The 18,085-nt window shown below is 70.8% G+C and carries 17 protein-coding genes; 6 read left to right on the forward strand and 11 right to left on the reverse strand.

Annotated elements, in window-relative coordinates:
• Positions 1-134 precede the first annotated feature (134 nt).
• A complete protein-coding gene (locus ACH4K1_RS15350; protein ID WP_398089723.1) occupies positions 135-776 on the reverse strand; it encodes a hypothetical protein in 642 nt (213 codons plus the stop codon).
• Between the two features lie 120 nt (positions 777-896).
• Entirely contained in the window at positions 897-2,180 is a 1,284-nt protein-coding gene (locus ACH4K1_RS15355) for a DUF6365 family protein (protein WP_398089725.1), read from the reverse strand.
• Positions 2,181-2,440: 260 nt separating this feature from the next.
• Here ACH4K1_RS15355 and ACH4K1_RS15360 point away from each other — a divergent pair, with 260 nt between their 5' ends.
• Positions 2,441-3,628 carry an acyltransferase family protein gene (locus tag ACH4K1_RS15360; protein WP_398089727.1) on the forward strand — a complete coding sequence of 396 codons (1,188 nt, stop codon included), beginning with the start codon at positions 2,441-2,443 and terminating at the stop codon, positions 3,626-3,628.
• 54 nt (positions 3,629-3,682) lie between these two features.
• Here ACH4K1_RS15360 and ACH4K1_RS15365 read toward each other — a convergent pair whose 3' ends face one another.
• A complete protein-coding gene (locus ACH4K1_RS15365; protein WP_398089729.1) occupies positions 3,683-4,804 on the reverse strand; it encodes an SDR family NAD(P)-dependent oxidoreductase in 1,122 nt (373 codons plus the stop codon).
• A gap of 58 nt (positions 4,805-4,862) precedes the next feature.
• Here ACH4K1_RS15365 and rfbA point away from each other — a divergent pair, with 58 nt between their 5' ends.
• The 3 genes from rfbA to ACH4K1_RS15380 all read left to right on the forward strand — a co-directional run bounded on the left by rfbA (position 4,863) and on the right by ACH4K1_RS15380 (position 8,035).
• Positions 4,863-5,795 carry a glucose-1-phosphate thymidylyltransferase RfbA gene (gene rfbA, locus ACH4K1_RS15370; RefSeq protein ID WP_398089731.1) on the forward strand — a complete coding sequence of 311 codons (933 nt, stop codon included), beginning with the start codon at positions 4,863-4,865 and terminating at the stop codon, positions 5,793-5,795.
• A 68-nt stretch (positions 5,796-5,863) separates the two neighbouring features.
• Positions 5,864-7,030, forward strand: coding sequence for an acyltransferase family protein (locus ACH4K1_RS15375; protein ID WP_398089733.1), 1,167 nt, complete (start codon positions 5,864-5,866; stop codon positions 7,028-7,030).
• 54 nt (positions 7,031-7,084) lie between these two features.
• Positions 7,085-8,035: an NADP-dependent oxidoreductase gene (locus tag ACH4K1_RS15380; protein WP_398089735.1), complete on the forward strand. Its 951-nt coding sequence runs from the start codon at positions 7,085-7,087 to the stop codon at positions 8,033-8,035.
• Between the two features lie 96 nt (positions 8,036-8,131).
• Here the strand turns inward: ACH4K1_RS15380 and ACH4K1_RS15385 are convergent, their stop codons facing one another.
• The 4 genes from ACH4K1_RS15385 to ACH4K1_RS15400 form a co-directional block, all read right to left on the reverse strand.
• Complete coding sequence (locus tag ACH4K1_RS15385; protein WP_398089737.1) at positions 8,132-8,584, reverse strand: nuclear transport factor 2 family protein; 453 nt, start codon at positions 8,582-8,584, stop codon at positions 8,132-8,134.
• Positions 8,585-8,647: 63 nt separating this feature from the next.
• Positions 8,648-9,781: a DegT/DnrJ/EryC1/StrS family aminotransferase gene (locus ACH4K1_RS15390; RefSeq protein WP_398089739.1), complete on the reverse strand. Its 1,134-nt coding sequence runs from the start codon at positions 9,779-9,781 to the stop codon at positions 8,648-8,650.
• Positions 9,778-10,377 carry a dTDP-4-dehydrorhamnose 3,5-epimerase family protein gene (locus ACH4K1_RS15395; protein WP_398089741.1) on the reverse strand — a complete coding sequence of 200 codons (600 nt, stop codon included), beginning with the start codon at positions 10,375-10,377 and terminating at the stop codon, positions 9,778-9,780. The genes ACH4K1_RS15390 and ACH4K1_RS15395 overlap by 4 nt, the downstream gene beginning before the upstream one ends.
• Positions 10,374-11,504 carry a glycosyltransferase gene (locus tag ACH4K1_RS15400; protein WP_398089743.1) on the reverse strand — a complete coding sequence of 377 codons (1,131 nt, stop codon included), beginning with the start codon at positions 11,502-11,504 and terminating at the stop codon, positions 10,374-10,376. Before ACH4K1_RS15400 ends, ACH4K1_RS15395 begins: the two co-directional genes overlap by 4 nt.
• Before the next feature lie 285 nt (positions 11,505-11,789).
• Between ACH4K1_RS15400 and ACH4K1_RS15405 the strand changes: the two genes are divergently transcribed.
• Positions 11,790-12,506 carry a DsbA family protein gene (locus ACH4K1_RS15405; RefSeq protein WP_398089745.1) on the forward strand — a complete coding sequence of 239 codons (717 nt, stop codon included), beginning with the start codon at positions 11,790-11,792 and terminating at the stop codon, positions 12,504-12,506.
• A gap of 36 nt (positions 12,507-12,542) precedes the next feature.
• Positions 12,543-14,213: an MDR family MFS transporter gene (locus ACH4K1_RS15410; RefSeq protein ID WP_398089747.1), complete on the forward strand. Its 1,671-nt coding sequence runs from the start codon at positions 12,543-12,545 to the stop codon at positions 14,211-14,213.
• A gap of 77 nt (positions 14,214-14,290) precedes the next feature.
• On the opposite strand, the gene ACH4K1_RS15415 is transcribed toward ACH4K1_RS15410, so the two are convergent.
• Genes ACH4K1_RS15415 through ACH4K1_RS15430 form a run of 4 tightly spaced genes read right to left on the reverse strand, consistent with a single transcriptional unit; the run spans position 14,291 to position 18,082 of the window.
• Positions 14,291-15,733 (reverse strand): multicopper oxidase family protein, encoded by a 1,443-nt coding sequence (locus tag ACH4K1_RS15415; RefSeq protein WP_398089748.1) that lies wholly within the window; start codon positions 15,731-15,733, stop codon positions 14,291-14,293.
• A complete protein-coding gene (locus ACH4K1_RS15420; RefSeq protein ID WP_398089750.1) occupies positions 15,727-16,305 on the reverse strand; it encodes a hypothetical protein in 579 nt (192 codons plus the stop codon). The genes ACH4K1_RS15415 and ACH4K1_RS15420 overlap by 7 nt, the downstream gene beginning before the upstream one ends.
• Complete coding sequence (locus ACH4K1_RS15425; protein ID WP_398089752.1) at positions 16,302-17,147, reverse strand: oxidoreductase; 846 nt, start codon at positions 17,145-17,147, stop codon at positions 16,302-16,304. The genes ACH4K1_RS15420 and ACH4K1_RS15425 overlap by 4 nt, the downstream gene beginning before the upstream one ends.
• Complete coding sequence (locus ACH4K1_RS15430) at positions 17,144-18,082, reverse strand: aromatase/cyclase (protein ID WP_398090047.1); 939 nt, start codon at positions 18,080-18,082, stop codon at positions 17,144-17,146. Before ACH4K1_RS15430 ends, ACH4K1_RS15425 begins: the two co-directional genes overlap by 4 nt.
• Between the last annotated feature and the right edge of the window lie 3 nt (positions 18,083-18,085).

An 18,085-nucleotide genomic window follows, 5' to 3' on the forward strand; every position in this document is an offset into this window, starting at 1 on the left:
GGGCGGGTGGCCGCCGGGGCGGGGGGGGGGGGGGGGGGGGGGGGGGGGGCGGGGGGGGGGGGCCCGGGCGCGGGGGGCCGGGCGCCGCGCGGCGGGGGGCCCCCCCCCCCCGGGCCCCCTTCGCCCGGCGCCGGTCAGACGATGGGGATCGTGCTCAGCGTCATCGGCCCGGCGGGGTCGGGGTAGCACTGGGCCTGGCCCCACTCGTTGCTCGGCACACCGCGGAAACGGAACTTGTACCCCGGGTCGTCGAACGACGTGCCGCCCGCCGTGCTGACGAGCGTGCCGGAGCCGAGAGCGGTCAGCTTGACCTCCAGGTTGGGCAGATCGAGCGTGGTGCTGGTGGTCAGCGGTCCTGCGGTCACCACGGAGAGTTCGTGCCCCGAGGCCTGCACCTTCACCTTCGCGTCGCCGAGACCGTGGCCGCCGGTCAGTCTGTAGCCGCGGATGAGGGCGTTCTGCGGAAGCCGGTACACCAGCTTCACGTCCCGCACCTCCGAGGCGTAGGCCGGGTTCGCCAGGTTGGCGGAGGTGTCGAAGACGATGGTGAACGTCTGGTACGGGGAGACGGTGGCCGGGGCGGTCACCTCGTAGCCGCGGGGGCCGGTGTAGGGCTCCCACTCCCCGGAGCCCTCGGCGCTGCGGCAGAAATAGGGGACGGTCAGCGAATCGGCGCTCGCGATGGACGTCGACATCGTCCACAGGGCGGTGGATATGGCGGCGGTGGCGAGAACTCTGCGCTTCCACGTGCTCTTGGCGGTCAGGGAAAAGGACATGGTGGACTCCCGTTCGAGTGCTGGTCCGGATGAGAGGAAAGGGAAAGCGGAAAGGGGAAGCGGAAAAGGAATAAGGAAAAGGAATGCGGTCAGAAAGGCTGCGCGCGGTGGACGCAGCGATCAGGACGGGCCTTTCAGCCCCAAGCGCCGGGCGGCTTCGGAGAAGACCTCGACGGTGTCGGGCAGTGCGTCGATCTGCCGCCGGTATCCGTCGCGCGCCGCCGCCAGGCGGTCCTGCGCGGCGCCGTCGTACAGCAGTTCCTCCAGTTGGCCGACGACCGATGGCTCATCGAGGATCTCGGCGTGCGCGACCGCTTCCGCGAAAGGGTTCCCGGCGTACAGCGGCCGGTAGATGGAGTTCCACCGCAGCGGCCACAGGTGGAATTCGGGCAGGGTCAGCGGGAAGGCGTCCAGCCATGCGGCCACCCGCGGGGACACCCCGCCGAGGGCGTCCGTGAGCACCGCGCGCCCGGCGCCGGGCTCCACCTCGATCCCGTTGACCGCGTAGAGCCCCGGGACGTCGGCGAAGACGGACCGTTCGAGCGCGGGGGAAGGGAGGTGGAAGGCCATCACCCCGTCCGCGGCACGGACCCAGTCGTCGTGTTCCGCGGGGGTGTAGGAGGACACCAGGTGGGTGCGCTCCGGGGGCAGCCGCCGGAACGCCTCCCAGTCCGGGCCGAGCAGCAGGAAGCGGGTGCGTTCGGGCAGCCGGCCGAGGTAACCGGCGATCAGCTCCGGTACCCGGGCGCCCAGCTCTCGGGTGATCCGGTCGCCCTTGGCCGAGATGAGCTGCTGCCAGTCCATGGTGGGGACCACGAGAAGGCGTTCGTCGTCCGACAGGCCGAGCGGCCCGCGGATCCGGTTCCGCTCGGCGGCCGAAGCGGGCCCGATCGTCCGGCTCAGCCGGTAGGGAAGGGCCTGGGCGTCGCCGGGGCCGGGGCCGGGCTCCGGCCGGGCCACGGGGACGGGCCGCAGGTGGGCGGGCATGGACAGGATCCGGTCGTCCGCCCGGACCGTGCGGCCCAGGATCTCCAGGTCGAAGTCGGTGTTCGCGAGCTCGTACAGATCCATCGGAATGATCGGCAGGCCGAACTCCTCGACGCACCACGGGTCGGTCCGGTAGGCGTAGGTGAACGCGACCCAGTGCGCGACGTAGTCGCTCAGCACGATCGCGTCCGGCCGGAACGTGCCCACGACCCGGCGCAGGACGTCACGGATGTCGTCGTCCATCGCCGGCGAGACGACCGTGGCGGGGTGGCCCGCCGCCGCCACCTGCTGCTCGTTGTAGGTGTCGATGACGAAGTGGCTCTGTACGCCGGCGCCACGGAGCTGGTTGGCGAGGTCGACGCCGACGGTCGCCTCGTGATGCTCCTTGACCACGGCCGCGAGAAACAACAGCCTCATGACACGCCCCCGTTGACGAAATCGAGGCGGTGTTCCGGCCGATGCCGGCCGGCCGCCCTGGCCTGCGGTGCACACCCTGCACACGGTGGCTCTAAGCGCACTGGACGGGGACTTGAGAGCCGGTGGACAGAGGTTTGAGGGCGGAAACGAGTCGGGATCGAGCCACGGCGGCGAGGCTGGCCGCGTCCCCTCCGGACGACGGGTTTCCGTCCCCCACCGGGCCCGTCACGGAGTCGTCCCACCGCATGGAAAAGGTCGTTATGAGCACGGGAGAGATCCGGTCCGCGGGAGAACGCCTGCCCACACTGACGGGGATGCGGTGGCTGGCCGCCCTCTCCGTCTTCGTCTACCACGCCGTCTGGGAGACCTTTCCGGCCGAACTCTTCGGGGAGACGGGGGGCCGCCTCGCGAGCAACCTCGGCTGGGTCGGTGTCTCGTTCTTCTTCGTGCTCAGCGGGTTCGTCCTCGCCTGGTCGGCCAAGCCCGGGGACACGGTGCGCCGGTTCTGGCGCCGCCGGCTCCTGAAGATCTACCCCAACCATCTGGTCACGCTGACGGCGGCCCTCCTGCTGGCGCTGTGGGCGGGGGCGCAGGTCACCGGAGTCCTGCCGGGGGCGCTGCTGATCCAGTCGTGGTGGCACGACCCGTCGATCTCGATGGGCGGCAACCCGGTGAGCTGGTCGATCTCCTGTGAGCTGGTGTTCTACGCCACCTTCCCGCTGTGGCGGAGACTGATCGCCCGGATCGCGCCGGAGCACCTGTGGTACTGGGCGGCCGGGCTGGCGGCCGTGGTGATCTGCCTGCCGTTCGCGGCGGGGCTGCTGCCGGAGCGCCCGTATCTGCCGTGGGCGCCCAACCCGGCCTGGCAGTTCTGGTTCGTCTACGTGTTTCCGCTGACCCGCATGATGGAGTTCGTCCTCGGCGTCCTCATGGCGCGCATCGTGCGGGAGGGCCGCTGGGCCGGCCCGGGCCTCGTCGGCGCGACGGCGGCGCTGGCGGTGGGCTACGCGATCTCGCTCTACGTCCCCGTCCTGTTCGTGTTCGCGGCGGCGACCGTCGTGCCCCTGGCCCTGCTGATCGCGGCGGGCGCGACGGCCGATATCCGCGGCACCCGCTCACCTCTGCGCGGCAGGGTGATGGTCCGGCTGGGCGAGATCTCCTTCGCCTTCTACCTCTGGCACCACATGGTGCTGACCCGGATCACCGGGGCGTTCGGTACGGACGGCTGGAGCACCGCGGCGGCGACGGCGGTCGTGGCGCTGTCGCTGCTGGTGACGCTGCTCCTGGCGTGGCTGCTGCACCGTCTGGTGGAGGAGCCCGTCATGCGCCGGTTCGGCAGTCCCGCGCGCAAGGAGCGCACACCGCCCGCCGGAGGCGGCGGGCCGAAGGCCGCGCCGCGGGACGGCGGACGTGCCGAGCGCGAGTCCGCCCTCCCGCACGGCGGCTAGCCGCTCCGCGCACGGATGCCGCTCCCGGCCGCCGGGCCCGGAGCGGCGCCCGTCTCACTCCGGCCAGTGGATCGACTCGATGCCGCCGTCGGGTGCGAACCTGCGCAACCGCTGTACGTAGAGCTCCTCCCGCTCGACGTCCTCGATCCGCTCCATCAGCAGGTCCAGGTCGTCCTCGGCGGCGAGATAGCGGCCCGCGAGCGCGTCGTAGGCCCCGGAGGCCAGCTTGGCGACCAGACGTCCGCTGAGTTCGACGGGTGTCCAGGAGGTGTCCGGGTACCGGTCGACGAACTGCTCGGTCATCGCGGTGCGGACCAGTCCGGGGTTGACGGCGAAGGTCCGGACGGTGCCGCCGCCCTGCTCGGCCAGGGCGATGGAGAGCGCCTCCGTGAAGCGCACCACGGCGTTCTTGCTCAGGGAGTAGGAGTTCAGCGGCATGGGGATCACCCCGCCGTCGCTGCCGACACTGACGATCCGGCCGCGGCCGGCGGCGAGCATCGCGGGCAGTACGGCCCTGCTGCACACCAGCGTCCCGAAGAGGTTGACCTCCACCGTCCGCCACCACTTCCCGAGATCCGCCTCCCACAGGGGGGGCTCGTCGGGGGCGTAGCCGCCCGCGTTGTTCACCAGGAGGGTCGCGGGGCCGAAGCGCCGGTGGGCCTCGGCGACCGCGCGGCCGACGGCCTGCTCGTCGGTGACGTCCGCGACGGCGGTGTGCACCCGCGCGCCGCCGGGGTCGGCGAGGGCGGCCGTCTCCGCGAGCTGGGCGCGGTCACGGGCGATCACCGTCACCCGGGCTCCGGCGGAGGCGAGAGCCACGGCGATCTCCCTTCCGATGCCGCGCCCCCCTCCGGTCACCAACGCTGTCTGGTTCGAGAGATCCATGATCGACTCCGGCATCAGAGGGCAGGGAAGGAGGCGCGACCGGCTGGGGGTACGGCCCGACCGCGCGCGGGGCGACTCTCGTCCGTCGGAATCGAGCACCGGTGGAGGACGGCTCGGGCGGCGCCACGAGTGATCTTCGAGTGGGCCTCGAGTGCGCCGCGAGAATCTTCGACGGTCGCCGTCCCGCGGCGCCGCACCCCGAACGCGGAGAACGGAGTCCGCGATGTCGGTTCGAGCGCGATGCCGGTTCGAGGAAGGCTCCACCGCCGTACCGCAGTCTCGGGCGGTCATGAGTCAAGGAGCGCGCCCTTCCGACGCGGGGGACGCGCCAGGTGAGCGAGGTGCCAGTTTGAAGGGAATCATCCTGGCCGGCGGTAGCGGGACGCGACTCCACCCGATCACTCTCGGCCTCTCGAAGCAACTGCTGCCCGTGTATGACAAACCGATGATCTACTACCCGCTGTCGGTCCTCATGCTGGCCGGCATCCGGGACATCCTCATCATCAGCACCCCCGAAGACCTGCCGCACTTCCGGCGTCTGCTCGGTGACGGCAACTCCCTCGGCATCGAACTGAGTTACGCGCCGCAGCCGGAGCCGCGGGGCCTGGCCGATGCCTTCGTCATCGGGGCACGGCACATCGGCTCGGGCCCGGTCGCCCTCGTGCTGGGCGACAACATCTTCCACGGCCCCGGCTTCTCCCGGCTGCTGCACAGCCACCTGCCGCACACCGACGGGTGTCTCCTGTTCGGCTATCCGGTCAAGGACCCCGAGCGGTACGGCATCGCCGAGGCCGACGCGTACGGCCGGCTCCTCTCCATCGAGGAGAAGCCGCGGCAGCCGGTGTCCAACCGCGCCGTCACCGGGCTGTACTTCTACGACAACGACGTGGTCTCCATCGCCGCGGATCTGCGCCCCTCGGCACGCGGGGAGCTGGAGATCACCGATGTGAACCGCCACTACCTGGACCGGGGCAAGGCGGGCCTGGTCGACCTCGGCCGGGGGTTCGCCTGGCTGGACACCGGGACGCACGACTCGCTCCTGGAGGCGTCCCAGTACATCCAGATCCTGGAACGCCGGCAGGGACTGCGCATCGCCTGCATCGAGGAAGTCGCGCTGCGCATGGGATTCATCGACGCGGAACAGTGCCACCGGCTCGGCACCCGCCTCGCCAAGTCCGGATACGGCCGCTACATCGTGTCCGTCGCCGAGGCGGTGCGTGCCGAGGGCGGCGGGCAGCGGGAACCCGTCTCCGAGTACGGCATCGGGGCGCTGGCCGGATGAGCCTTCCCGACGCCGCCCCGCAGGGCCGCGACCGATCCGAACCCCACCGCGAGCAGAAGGATTTCGGCATGGCAGACCACGACCGGAACGGAACGGCCCCGGCGAGACCCGTCACGCTGCCTTCGCTCACCGGCATGCGGTGGGTGGCGGCCATGATGGTGTTCGCCACCCATGTCTCCCTGTCGTGGATCTTCCCCGGCGAGGGCGTCAACGAGGCGCTGGCGAAGTACATCTCGACACTCGGCTTCATCGGCGTCCAGTTCTTCTTCATCCTCAGCGGCTTCGTCCTCACCTGGTCCGCCCGCCCGGGGGACCACTGGCGCGGGTTCTGGCGCCGCCGCGTGGTGAAGATCTTCCCCAACCACTTCGTCACCTGGCTGGCCGGCCTGATCCTGATGGCCGCGGCCGGAGTGGCGGTCACCTCCAAGGCGGCACTCCCCAGCCTGCTGCTCATCAAGCCCTGGTTCCCCGACTTCACCGTCGTCGTGGGCATCAACGGGCCGAGCTGGTCGATCGCCGTGGAACTGCTCTTCTATTTCTCCTTCCCCTGGCTGCTCGTGCTGGCCAACCGGATCCGGCCGGAGAGGCTGTGGCTGTGGGCCGGAATGCTCTTCGCCGCGATCGTGGCGATCCCGTTCCTCGCGACCGTGCTGCCCGACAACCCCCGGGTGGACCTCTACGACGTCTCCTGGTGGAAGTACTGGTTCGTCAACTTCCTCCCGCCGGCCCGCGTCTTCGAGTTCATGATCGGTATCGTGATGGCGCGGATCGTGATGACCGGCCGGTACCTCCGACTGCCGCTGCCGCTCGCCCTTCTCACCGTGGTGCCCGGATACCTGATCACCCTGTGGCTGCCCAGCCCGTTCAACATGGTGCTGCCCTGCACCGTCCCGCTCGCGCTGGTGGTGGCCAGCGCCGCCTCGGCCGACGTGGCCGGCCGGTCGCGCTTCTTCGCCTCCCGCCCGATGGTGTGGCTCGGAGAGATCTCCTTCGCCTTCTACATGGTGCACATGCTGGTCCTCTACTACGGCCCCATGAAGTTCGGCACCGGCCGCCAGTGGGAGCTGTTCCCGGCGCTCGGCATCGTGGCCCTGTCCTTCGCCATCGCCCTCGTCCTCGCCTGGCTGATGTACCGGCTCGTCGAGGTCCCCGCCATGCTCCGCTGGTCCCGTCCGCGCCGGTCGCCCGACGCGACGGACCAGCGGCTTCCGCTCGTCGATTCGCACACGAAGTGAACCGACGGCGCCCCGCTCCCTGACCGGGGCAGATATCAAGAAACACCCGGCCCCGTGGCCGGATACAAGGTGGAGGAGTACTTCATGAAGATGAAAGCCGCAGCGTTCGCCGAGTTCGGGCCCGCAGACGTCCTGCGTACGACCGAACTGGACGCGCCGCAGGCCGGTCCCGGTCAGGTGCGGGTGAATGTCAAGGCCGCCGGCGTCATGCCGTACGACCCGGCGGTGCGTGCCGGATGGACCCCGGCCGGTTACACGATGACCTTCCCGGAGATCCCCGGCAACGAGTTCGCCGGCGTCATCGACGAGATCGGCGAGGGCGTGACCGGATTCGCCGTGGGCGACGAGGTGCTCGGCTTCAGCATGCTCAAGTGCTACGCCGAATACCTGGCCGTCAACGCCGACCAGATCGTCCGCAAGCCCGCGAGCATGTCCTGGGAGACCGCGGGAGGCTTCCCGGGCAACGCGCAGGGCGCCGCGCTCGCCCTGGAGGTACTGGAGGTCGGAAAGGGCGACACCCTGCTGATCCACGGCGCCTCCGGCGGCCTCGGCACCCTGACCATCCAGCTGGCGAAGCAGTTGGGCGCGGCGGCGGTCATCGCCACCGCGAGCGAGCCCAACCACGAGTACCTGCGGTCCCTCGGCGCCATCCCGGTGGCGTACGGGGAAGGCGTCGTCGACCGGGTGCGGGCCGCGGCGCCCCAGGGCGTGGACGCCGCCCTCGACCTGGCCGGCGAGGAGGCCCTGCGCGCCTCGGTCGAGCTGGTGGCGGACCGGAAGCGGATCGGCACCATGGTCGCCTACCACCTCCACGAGGAGCTCGGTGTCCAGGTGGTGCGCGGTGAGCGGACCGCGGAGCGGCTGGCGGGCATGGTGGAGCGCTACGACCGTGGCGAGCTCACGGTCCACCTGCGCCACGTCTACCCGCTGGACCGGGCGGCCGACGCACACCGTGACGTCGAGAGCGGTCACGGCAGGGGGAAGGTCGTCATCTCCATCGGCTGAGCCCACTCGACGCGTGACGACGCGTGAGGGGACGGTGCACGAGTGAGGGGATGGCTCCCGCGGGAGCCATCCCCTCTTCCGTGCCCGCGGGGCGGGTCAGGCCGGGCGGCCGTCCAGCGTGAGATTGCGGTGGGACACCTTCCATCCGCCGTCCTGCCGCACCAGCACGTCCTCCATGACCACGCTCGCGTGGATGTTCAGCGCGCCGCCGGTGGGCGTGTGCATCGCCAGCGAGTAGGCGCGCACCCGCAGGCTGCCGTCGTCCTGGGGCCGTACGTCGAGCATGCCGAGCCAGTGCCGGAAGTAGTCCAGGCCTTTCTCCACGACCTCGTCGGCCCGGTCGAGCACCTGCTTGCGGATGACGTCACGCCCCTGCAGCGCGACCCCGGTGATCTGGTCGAACACGGCGTCCTCGGTGAACAGTTCGGCCCACTCCGCGATCCGGGTCTGGTCGAGCAGCCCCAGCTGGCGGACGTAGAACTGCTGGATCTCCGTGTAGAGCTCGGGGGAGACGAAGGAGTCGGCGGCGAAATTCTGCGGCTGGGTCATCTGAACTGCCTTTCCGGTGAAGGGAACAGAGGGAATCAGTGGTGCGGAGCGCCGGCCGGGCGGTCAGCTCCGGGAGGCGACGGCCTTGCGGAGCGCGGTGGCCACCTCGCGCACCTCGGCGTCCTGGAGGCCGTGGTGCAGCGGCAGGCAGAGCGTGCGCTCCGCCGCCTGCTCGGCGTCCGGGAGTCGGAGGTCGGCGCCGTAGGCGGGAACCTTGTGCAGCGGCGGGTACCGGAAGGTCGTGTAGATGCCGGAGGCGTAGAGCTCGGCGGCCACCTCGTCGCGGATGGCGGCGCTCATCTGCACCCAGTAGAAGTAGTGCGAGGTCTCGTGCCCCTCCGGCAGGGCGGGCGGCAGCACGAGCCCCGGCACGCCCGCCAGTTCGCTGTTGTACAGCTCCACCGCCCGGGCGCGGCGCCGGACGAACTCCGGCAGTTTGCCGAGCTGTACGGTGCCGATCGCCGCGGTCAGGTCGTTGCCGATCACCCGCCGGGCGAAGTCCCGGACGTCCAGCTCCCACCACCGGTGGGAGACCTTGGCCCCGGCGAAACCGCTGGACTGCTCCAGGCCGTGGTACGCCAGTCGGCGGGCCCGGTGCGCCAGCTCCGGGTCCTTGACGTACAGCATGCCGCCGTCCCCGGTGACCAGGATCTTCATCGCGTCGAAGCTCCACAGGGCGATGTCGCCGAAGGTGCCGACGGCCCGCCCGCCGACCCGGGAGGCGACCGCGCACGCCGCGTCCTCGACCAGCGGGATGCCACGGGCGCGGCAGAGCGCGGCGATGCGCTCGATGTCGCCGGGGTAGCCGCCGTAGTGCAGCACGATCACCGCCCGGGTCCGCTCGGTGATCGCGCCCTCGATCTGCTCGACGGTCGGGTTGAGGGTGCGCGGCTCGACGTCGCAGAAGACGGGCCGGGCGCCCGAACCGGCGACGGCGTTGGCCGCGGCCACGAAGCTGACCGACGGCAGGACGACCTCGTCGCCCTCGCCGAGGCCCAGCAGCTCCATGGCGAGGAACAGCCCCGCGGTGCAGGAGTTGATGAAGAGGGTGTGCTCGGCGCCGACGCCGATGTGCTCGGCGAACCCCGCCTCGAACTCCTTGGTCCGGGGGCCGTGTCCGAGCCAGTTGCTCTCGAACACCTCCTTGACCGCGGCGAGCTCCTCCTCGCCCAGTTGCGGCTGGAAAACGTTGATCATCGCATTCCTCCGTACACGTCGAAGATGTCTTCCTGCCAGACCGGCAGCGTCCCGGCGGCCCTCGCCCGGGCCAGCGTGGGAGCAGCCGCGTCCTTCGGGGAGAGCAGGGGCGCGTCGGTGAGCCCCCAGGGCAGCGCGAGCTCGGGGTCGAGCGGATCGATCTCGAACTGGGTGCCGGGGACGTACCGGCTGGACAGGACGTAGCAGATGCAGGCGTCGTCGCTGAGCGCCAGAAAGCCGTGGCCGAGGCCTTCCGGCACGTACACGGCGTTCCCCGTGCGGGCGTCCAGGACGTTGGCCGCGTGCCGGCCGAACGTCGGCGAGCCGACCCTCAGATCGACGACCATGTCCAGGAGCGCCCCGCTCACACAGGTGACGTACTTCGCCTGCCCCGGCGGAATGGTCACGCCGTGGATGCCCCGCAGCGTGCGGTTCCTGGAGACCGAGTAGTTGATCTGTTCGACGGTGAACGTCCGCCCGGTGACCTCGCGCAGCGCGTCGGACCTGAACCCCTCGTAGAAGCTGCCCCGTTCGTCGACATGGGGTATGGGGGCGATCAGCAGCGCACCGGGCACGTCCAGCTCGGTGATCTTCATGCCGCGAGCTTCTCCAGGGCGCCCACGACCTCCGAAGGGCCGGGCTGCGCGGCCATCTCCCGGGAGAGCTCGCGCGCGCGCTCGGCGTAGGAGGGGTCGCCCAGCACCTCGCGGGAGGCGGCCACGATGTTCTCCGTCGAGTCCTGCTCAGGGGTGAGCATCTTCGCCGCGCCGAACTCGGCGAGCCGGCTGGTGTAGTCGACCACGTACGGCAGATACGGGATGAGCACCTGCGGTACGCCGTACGCCATACCGGCCAGCATGGTGTTGCCGCCCGCGTGGTGGACGAAGAGGTCACACGTGCGCCCCACCACGTCCAGCGGCATCCAGCCGACCCGCACCCGCTCGGGCAGGAGCGGGCGGAGCTCCTCCGAGATCGCCTCCGGCGCCGCGATCAGCAGCTCCACGTCCAGCTCGGCGACGCCGTTGCCGAGCTGGACGAGGATGTCGAAGTCGAACTCCTTGGTCACCCGGCTGCCGGCCGTCACCAGCACCCGGGGCTTGTCGCCCTTGGTGTACATCCAGGGCTCGACCTGCCGTTGCGTGACGAACGGCACGTACCGCATGAGCTGCGCCGCCGGGGCGTCGGCCCGCCGCATGGTGGGCGGGCAGATGTCGATGAAGAGGTCCGGCCGGGGCATGTCGTGCAGACCCAGCTGCTCCAGTTCGACGCCGAGTTCGGCGGCGGCGGCCAGGTCGATGGTGCGCGGCTCGCCCATGTCGACAGCGTGCCGTACGAACGGGACGCCGAGGTGTCCGGCGATGACGGGTGCGGCGAAGGAGAGGGCCCCGCCGACGACCACGTCGGGCCGCCAGCGTTCGACCAGTTCCAGCAGGCCGGGTACACAGGCGGCGGCGAACCGGCCCATGATGCGCCCGTTGAAGATGAACCGCTCGTGCAGGTCCTTGGGCACTTCGACCTTGTTTCCCTGCCGGTCGGCGAGGAAGTCGGGCATGGTCCGGTCGGTGACCGCGACGAAGGGCAGCCCGGCGCTCGTCACGGTGGACGCGACGTTCTCGGGCCCGGCGACGTAGACCTCATGCCCCGCGACGCGCGCGGCGACGGCGAGCGGCGTGATGGCGAAGACGACGCCACCACTGCCCCCGGCGACGAACAGAAGCTTCATGTGCACACCTTCGATGCGTGGGTGGACGCGGTCGCGGCGATCGTCGCGAGACGGGCTCGAAGCCCGGTCGAGGATGCCGCGACACGGACCGGCCGCCCGGACGGCTCCGTTTCCCGCCCGTTCCGGTTCGAGAGCGCTTCGAGAGGACTCCCACCACGGCCCGGGATCCTGCGCGGTGACACAGCGCGCCCCGGCCCCGCACCGCGACTTGACCTCAAGTCCGGTTGAGGTGGCCCAATGGACACCGGCTGCAGGCCCATGGCCGACCAACCGGAGGAGAGCACTATGACGACCGACCACACCGACCGCGACCGGGTGGACTTCTGGTTCGACCCCCTGTGCGGCTGGACCTGGCTCGCGTACCAGTGGTTACGCCAGGTGGAGACCGTGCGCGAGGTGTCGCTGCGCCTGCGTCCCACCGGGCTCGCGCTGATGCGCGCCCGCACCGGCCAGGTGGACGTGAACGCGCGGTACCACGAGCTCGCGCAGGGCCCGGCACGGGTGATCGCGGCGGCCCACGCGCAGCGTGGCGAGGAGATCCTCGCTCCGCTCTACGACGCGATCGGTGCGCGTCTGCACGGACCGGGCGGCCTCCTGGAGGGCGTGTTCGGGCGGGCGCGCGACCTGTCGCCCGAGGAGCGCAGGCTGGTCCAGCTGGAACTGCTGGAGAAGGCCGAGGGCGCACTCGCCGCCGCACTCGCCGAGGTGGGCCTGGAGCCGGGCCTGTCGGAAGAGATCCGTTCCACGCGATGGGACGACTTCCTCGCCGCCTCCCACGCCTCGATCCCGCTCGACGGGCGGCGGATCGACCTGATCGGCGTCCCGGTGATCTCCGTCAACGGCGGCAACGGCTGGTTCGGCCCCGTACTGAGCGCGATTCCGGCCGGTGAACGGGCGGGGCGGCTGTGGGACGGCGTCCGGCTGGTGGCGGGCGAGGAGCTGGCCGGAGAGCTGAAGGTCGTCGGCGACCGTACGGTGCCGCAGCCGCGGCTGGTGTTCTGACCATCATGGCTCGAAGCGAGAAGGGACGTACCAGCCATGGCTGAGGCAGTCGCGGCGGACGAGGAACCGCAGTACCCCGAGCTGAGCCGGCGGACCGTCACCCTGGTGGTGACCGGGCTGCTGCTCGCGGTCTTCATGTCCGCGCTCGACGGCATGATCATGGCCACCGCGATGCGGACGGTCGCCGACAGCCTGCACGGACAGACCCTGCAGGCCTGGGCCACCACCGGCTATCTGATCACCGCGACCATTTCGCTGCCGCTCTACGGGAAGCTCTCCGACATCTTCGGCCGCAAGCGGCTGTACATGGTCGCCATCGCGCTCTTCCTGCTGGGGTCGTTGCTCTGCGCGACATCCCAGTCGATGTACGAACTCGCCCTGTACCGAGCCGTCCAGGGGCTGGGCGGCGGCGGACTGGCGTCGGTCGCCCTGGCCGTGCTGGCCGACATGCTGCCGCCGGACCAGCGGGTGCGCTACCAGGCGAACTTCGGCGCGGTCTACGGCGTCGCGAGCGTCCTGGGCCCGGCCGTGGGCGGGCTCTTCGCCGGCCTGGACAGCTTCCTGGGCATCGAGGGATGGCGTTGGATCTTCCTCATCAACCTGCCGATCGGCCTGATCACCCTGGTCGTCGTCGGCAAGCTGTTCACCCTGAAGAGCGTCCGGGTCCCCCAGCGCGTCGACTACTGGGGAGCCACCTCGCTGGTCATCGCACTGGTGCCGTTGTTGCTGGTCGCCGAACAGGGCAAGGAATGGGGCTGGGCCTCGCCGCTCTCGCTGACGCTGTTCGCGCTGGGCGCGGCCGGCGCGGTCTGGTTCCTGCTCGTGGAGCGCAGGATGGGCGACGAGGCGCTGATGCCGCCCCGGCTCTTCAGGAACAGCGCGTTCACGCGGGTGAACGTGGTGAACTTCATCGGAGGCATCGGCGCCTTCACCTCCATGACGTTCCTGCCGCTCTACCTCCAGATCGTGCAGGGCCTCTCGCCCACCACCGCGGGCCTGCTGCTGCTGCCGCAGTCGCTCGCGACCACCGTGGGAGCCAAGTTCGCCGGACCCGTCGTCGCCAGGACCGAGCGCTACAAGTTCATGCTGGCCGGCGGGTTGACCATGCTCAGCGTCACCTATCTGGTCCTCAGCACGGTCGGCGTGGACACCTCGCTCTGGATCATGGGCGCCCTGGCCGTCGCGATGGGCCTGGGGCTCGGCGTCTTCATGCAGACGGTCCTCACCGCCCTGCAGAACAGCGTTCCCCGCAAGGACATGGGCGTCGCCAGCGGGCTGTACAGCTTCTCGCGGCAGCTCGGCGCCATCTCCGGCACGGCGATCTTCCTCTCGATCATGTTCGGCATCGCCGCCGGCCGGATCATCGACTCCTTCGCCTCGGTACGGAACTCGCCCGAGGTGCGGGCCGCGGTCAACGACCCGGCCGTGCAGGCCAGCGCCGCCGACCAGAAGGTCCTCGACGGGCTGCTCGACGGCACCGAGGGCATCGACCTCGACAACACGTCGGTGCTCGGCACTCTCGACCCCAGAGTCGCGCGCCCGATCCTGGAGGGCCTGGGGAGCAGTATCAACACCGTCTTCCTCGCCCTGGGGGCCCTCGGCCTCCTCGCGGTGCTCGTCTCGCTCACCATCAAGGAGAAGAAGGGGCCGAAGGAGCCGGACGAGGAGAGCGACGAGGCGGGCGAGAAGATCGCGGCCGCGGAGTGACCCGCCTCCGGTCCTGAGCCGGAACGCCCACGAGCGCCCCACCGGCTCCGGTGGGGCGCTCGTGCCGCCGCGCGGCCTCAGGGGGCGACGACGTCGATGCGGCCCATCTGCCCGCTGGACGAGTGGCCGAGCTGATGGCAGTGGTAGAGGTACGAACCGGCGTAACCGCTCCAGGTCATGGCGAGCCGGACCGTGTCGCCCGGCGCCAGTGTCACGGTGTCCTTCAGCCCGGCGTCGTCGGGGCCCGGACCCCGACCGTTGCGATCCAGCACCCGGAAGGGGACCAGGTGGGTGTGGAAGCTGTGCCAGATATGGAAGTCGGGCCGGGCGATGGGGGGTTCGGCGTTGGTGACCGTCCAGACCTCGTTGCTGCCCAGCGTGGTCCGCACATCGACGCGGGCCGGGTCGTACAGCTTGTCGTTGATCGTCATCTGCGGGTAGGTCCGCAGGACGAACTCTCGCTCCACGTCCGCCCGGGGCACCGGCGGCAGGGCGGACAGCCGGCTCGGCACCGAGCTGGGGTCCTCGGCCGCGCCGACGACGTCGAAGCGCAGGACCTCGGTGCGCTCCCCGCTCCCTGCCAGGGTGTTCTCCAGCACCACCGACGAACCGGCCCGGTAGCGGGAGAAGTCGACGACGATGTCGACCCGCTCCCCGCCCATGACGGTCATCGAGTCCCGGGCGACCGGTGCGTCGAGCAGGCCGCCGTCGGCGCCGATCTGGGTGAACTCCGCTCCGTCGGCGAACCGCAGACCGAGGTAGCGGTTGACGCAGGCGCTGAGGACGCGCAGCCGGTACTTGCGCGCCTCGACCGTGAAGTACGGCCGCTCCTTGCCGTTGACCAGCAGGTGGGGGCAGTCGGACGGCCGGGTGTACACGAACGTGCCGTCGGCCTCGACCCGGGCGTCCCGGATGACCAGCGGCACGTCGTACCGCCCCTTCGGCAGCGGAAGACTCCGCTCCTGCTCGTCGGTGATCAGGTACTGGCCGTGCAGGCCCATGTGGACGTTCTCGGCCTCCAGGTGGTGGGCGTGGTCGTGGTACCAGAGCAGCGCCGCGCGCTGCTGGTTGGGATAGGTGTACGTACGGGTGGCGCCCGGCGCGATGGTGTCCATCGGGAGGCCGTCGTCCTCGGAGCGGACATGACCGCCGTGCAGATGGACCGCCGTGTCCACGGCCAGGCCGTTCGTCTGGTGGACGATCGCTTTGCGGCCTCTGACCGCCTTGATCGTCGGGCCCGGAAGGCTGCCGCCGTAGGTGCGCACCGTGGAGCGGAGACCCTTCACGATCTCCAGGCTGCTCTCGGCCATGCGCAGGCGGTAGACGTCGGCGGTCGGGGTCGAGAACGAGGGCCGCAGCACGGGAGGCAGCGGCATGGCGTGGGCGAACGGCGTCGTCGGGGCCGCGTCGCCCATGGCCACCGCGCTCCCGGACGCGGCCGCCGTCACCCGCTCCCAGGGGAACAGAGCGACGGCCCCGGCGCCGGCGGCGGCCTTCAACAGGTTTCTGCGGTTCAGCATGGAGGCGTTTCCTTCTCGGATGATCGGGTGGACGGGCCGGCGTCGTTCCACGGCACGCCGAAGGCGACGGACAGCAGGAGAACCATCGGGAGGCAGGAGCGCAGGACGGTCACCGCGTCCGCCCGCACCGCCTGCCACAGACCGGTCCCGTCCTGCGGGCTCAGCCCGAGGGCCAGCGCGGTGACCGGAACGCAGATGAGGGCCGCGGCGGTCGCGGTGAGCGCGGCGAAGACGGCCCGGGCCGTGAAAGCGGTGCCGCCCCGTGCCGTCACGAAGGCGCGGGCCGCACGCGAGGCCAGGACGAGCAGGGGCAGCAGCACGTACAGGGCGGCGGCCGACAGGGCGAGATACGTCCCGAGGCCGCCGGAACCCGAGGAGCCGTGGGCATGCCCGCCGCCCTCGTGCCACCACCGCATCATCGCCGTGTCACGGGTGGGGAGCGTCCGCTCGTACGCCACCCAGGCGATCAGAAAGGCCGGTACGAAGGCGAAGACACCGAGCACGGCGGGGCGCGGGACCGCGGCGGTGAACCGCCGCGCGGACGCCGCCCCGCCGCGGTCCCGGCCGCTCACTGCTCGAAGTCCGTGGTGCGGGCCAGGTGGTCCCAGTCGGCCCACTCCGCCAGACGCTCCCGGTAGACACGGGGGGCGAGGTCGGCCGCGCTGTTGCCGAGCAGCAGCCGCAACGGCGGGTTCTTCTCGTCCAGCAGCTTGAGCAGCGCCTGCCCCGCCTTGCGGGGATCGCCGGGCTGCACGTCCGCGTAGGCCCCGGAGAGCCCGTGCCGCCGGGCGGCGAGCACGGCGTCGTACTCCGGCATCGGCGTGGCCCGGGCCATGCTGCCCGCACTCCACTCCGTACGGAACTCGCCCGGCTCCACCAGCGTGACACGGATGCCGAACCCGGACACCTCCTTGGCGAGCGACTCGCTCAGCCCCTCCAGCGCCCACTTCCCGGCCTGGTACATGCCGAGGTTGGGGTAGGAGGCGATCCCGGCGATGGAGGACATCTGCAGGATGTGACCGCTCTCCTGGCGGCGCATCACCGGCAGCACGGCCTGCGTCATCCAGAGCGCGCCGAAGAAGTTCACCTCCATCTGGTCGCGCACCTGCTGTTCGCTGACCTCCTCGACGCCCCCGGCCAGACCGTAACCGGCGTTGTTCAGCAGGACGTCGATCCGGCCGGCGAGGTCGACCGCGCGCCCCACGGCCGCCAGGACGGCCCGGCGATCGGTGACGTCCAGCGCGAGCGGAACGACGCGGTCGCCGTGGCGCTCCCGCAGGTCGTCGAGCGACCGCGCATCGCGGGCGGTGGCGACGACCGTCTCCCCCGCCTCCAGAGCGACCTCGGTGATCGCCCGCCCGAGACCGCGTGAGGCGCCGGTGACGAACCAGGTCCGCGGGGCCTCCCGGCTCACCGCCCGCCCCGCTCGGCGTACCGCTTGGCGTGGTCGAGGGTGGCCCGGCTGTTGGCGCCCAGGGCGTTGCGGAGGTACGTCCGGGCCTCCGCGACGCCCGCGTCCGCACCGAGGATCCGGGCGATGTTCTCGGTGTTGACGACCACGGTGTGCTGAGAGGTGGCCGTCGTGCTCCCGTCACCGTTGTCGGTCAGCCGCCAGTAGCCGGTGTGGAGCTTCATGAGCGCCGGCAGAGTGGTCTGCTTGTAGACGATCCTGTGGTGGGGGAAGCACACCCGGACCGACTCGGTGGTGTGGGAGGAGCCGTCCTTGGTCAACGTGTCCATCCGCAGCACCTGCAGGCCCGGCTCGTCCTCCCGCAGATCGACCTCGGCCACGTGCGGCAGCCGGGACTTCCACTGGTCGGCCTCGTCGATGAACGCGTAGACGTCCTTCGCCGACCCCTCGACGCGCACGCTGTCCTCGAAGGAGAGGGTCAGCTCCGCCGCTCCGGTGGCCAGCTCGACGTTGGCCTTCAGGGCCGCCAGCTCGGAGCGGCTGTTGCGGTCCACGGCCCGGTCGATCCACTCCAGGCTCTCGGGGTCGTCGTCGACCGCCCGGTAGTCGTGCAGCAGCCGTACGCGCGCACTGCTCCCGCCGAGCGGCTCGATGATCCAGGTGCCGCCCATGGTGGCGACCGGCGGAGCGGACACCTCCTGCCGGAACGTGATGCGCAGCCCTTCCGGGTCCAGGTCGCGGCGTGAAGTCCAGTGTTTGGCCTCGCCGTTGGCGGTGGCCCAGATCCGGATGCGCTCGGTGTGCTCGCCTCGCTCGACCTGCTCCACATGGACGGTCGGGGGGAAGATCCGCGGCCAGTTCTCGACCTCGGCTATCAGTCGGTAGATGTCCTCGGCGGCCGCGTCGACCGTGATTTCGTGCTCGACTTCCCGGGGCATGCT

The organism is Streptomyces sp. NPDC017448 (genome assembly GCF_044330565.1).
Lineage (GTDB): Bacteria > Actinomycetota > Actinomycetes > Streptomycetales > Streptomycetaceae > Streptomyces.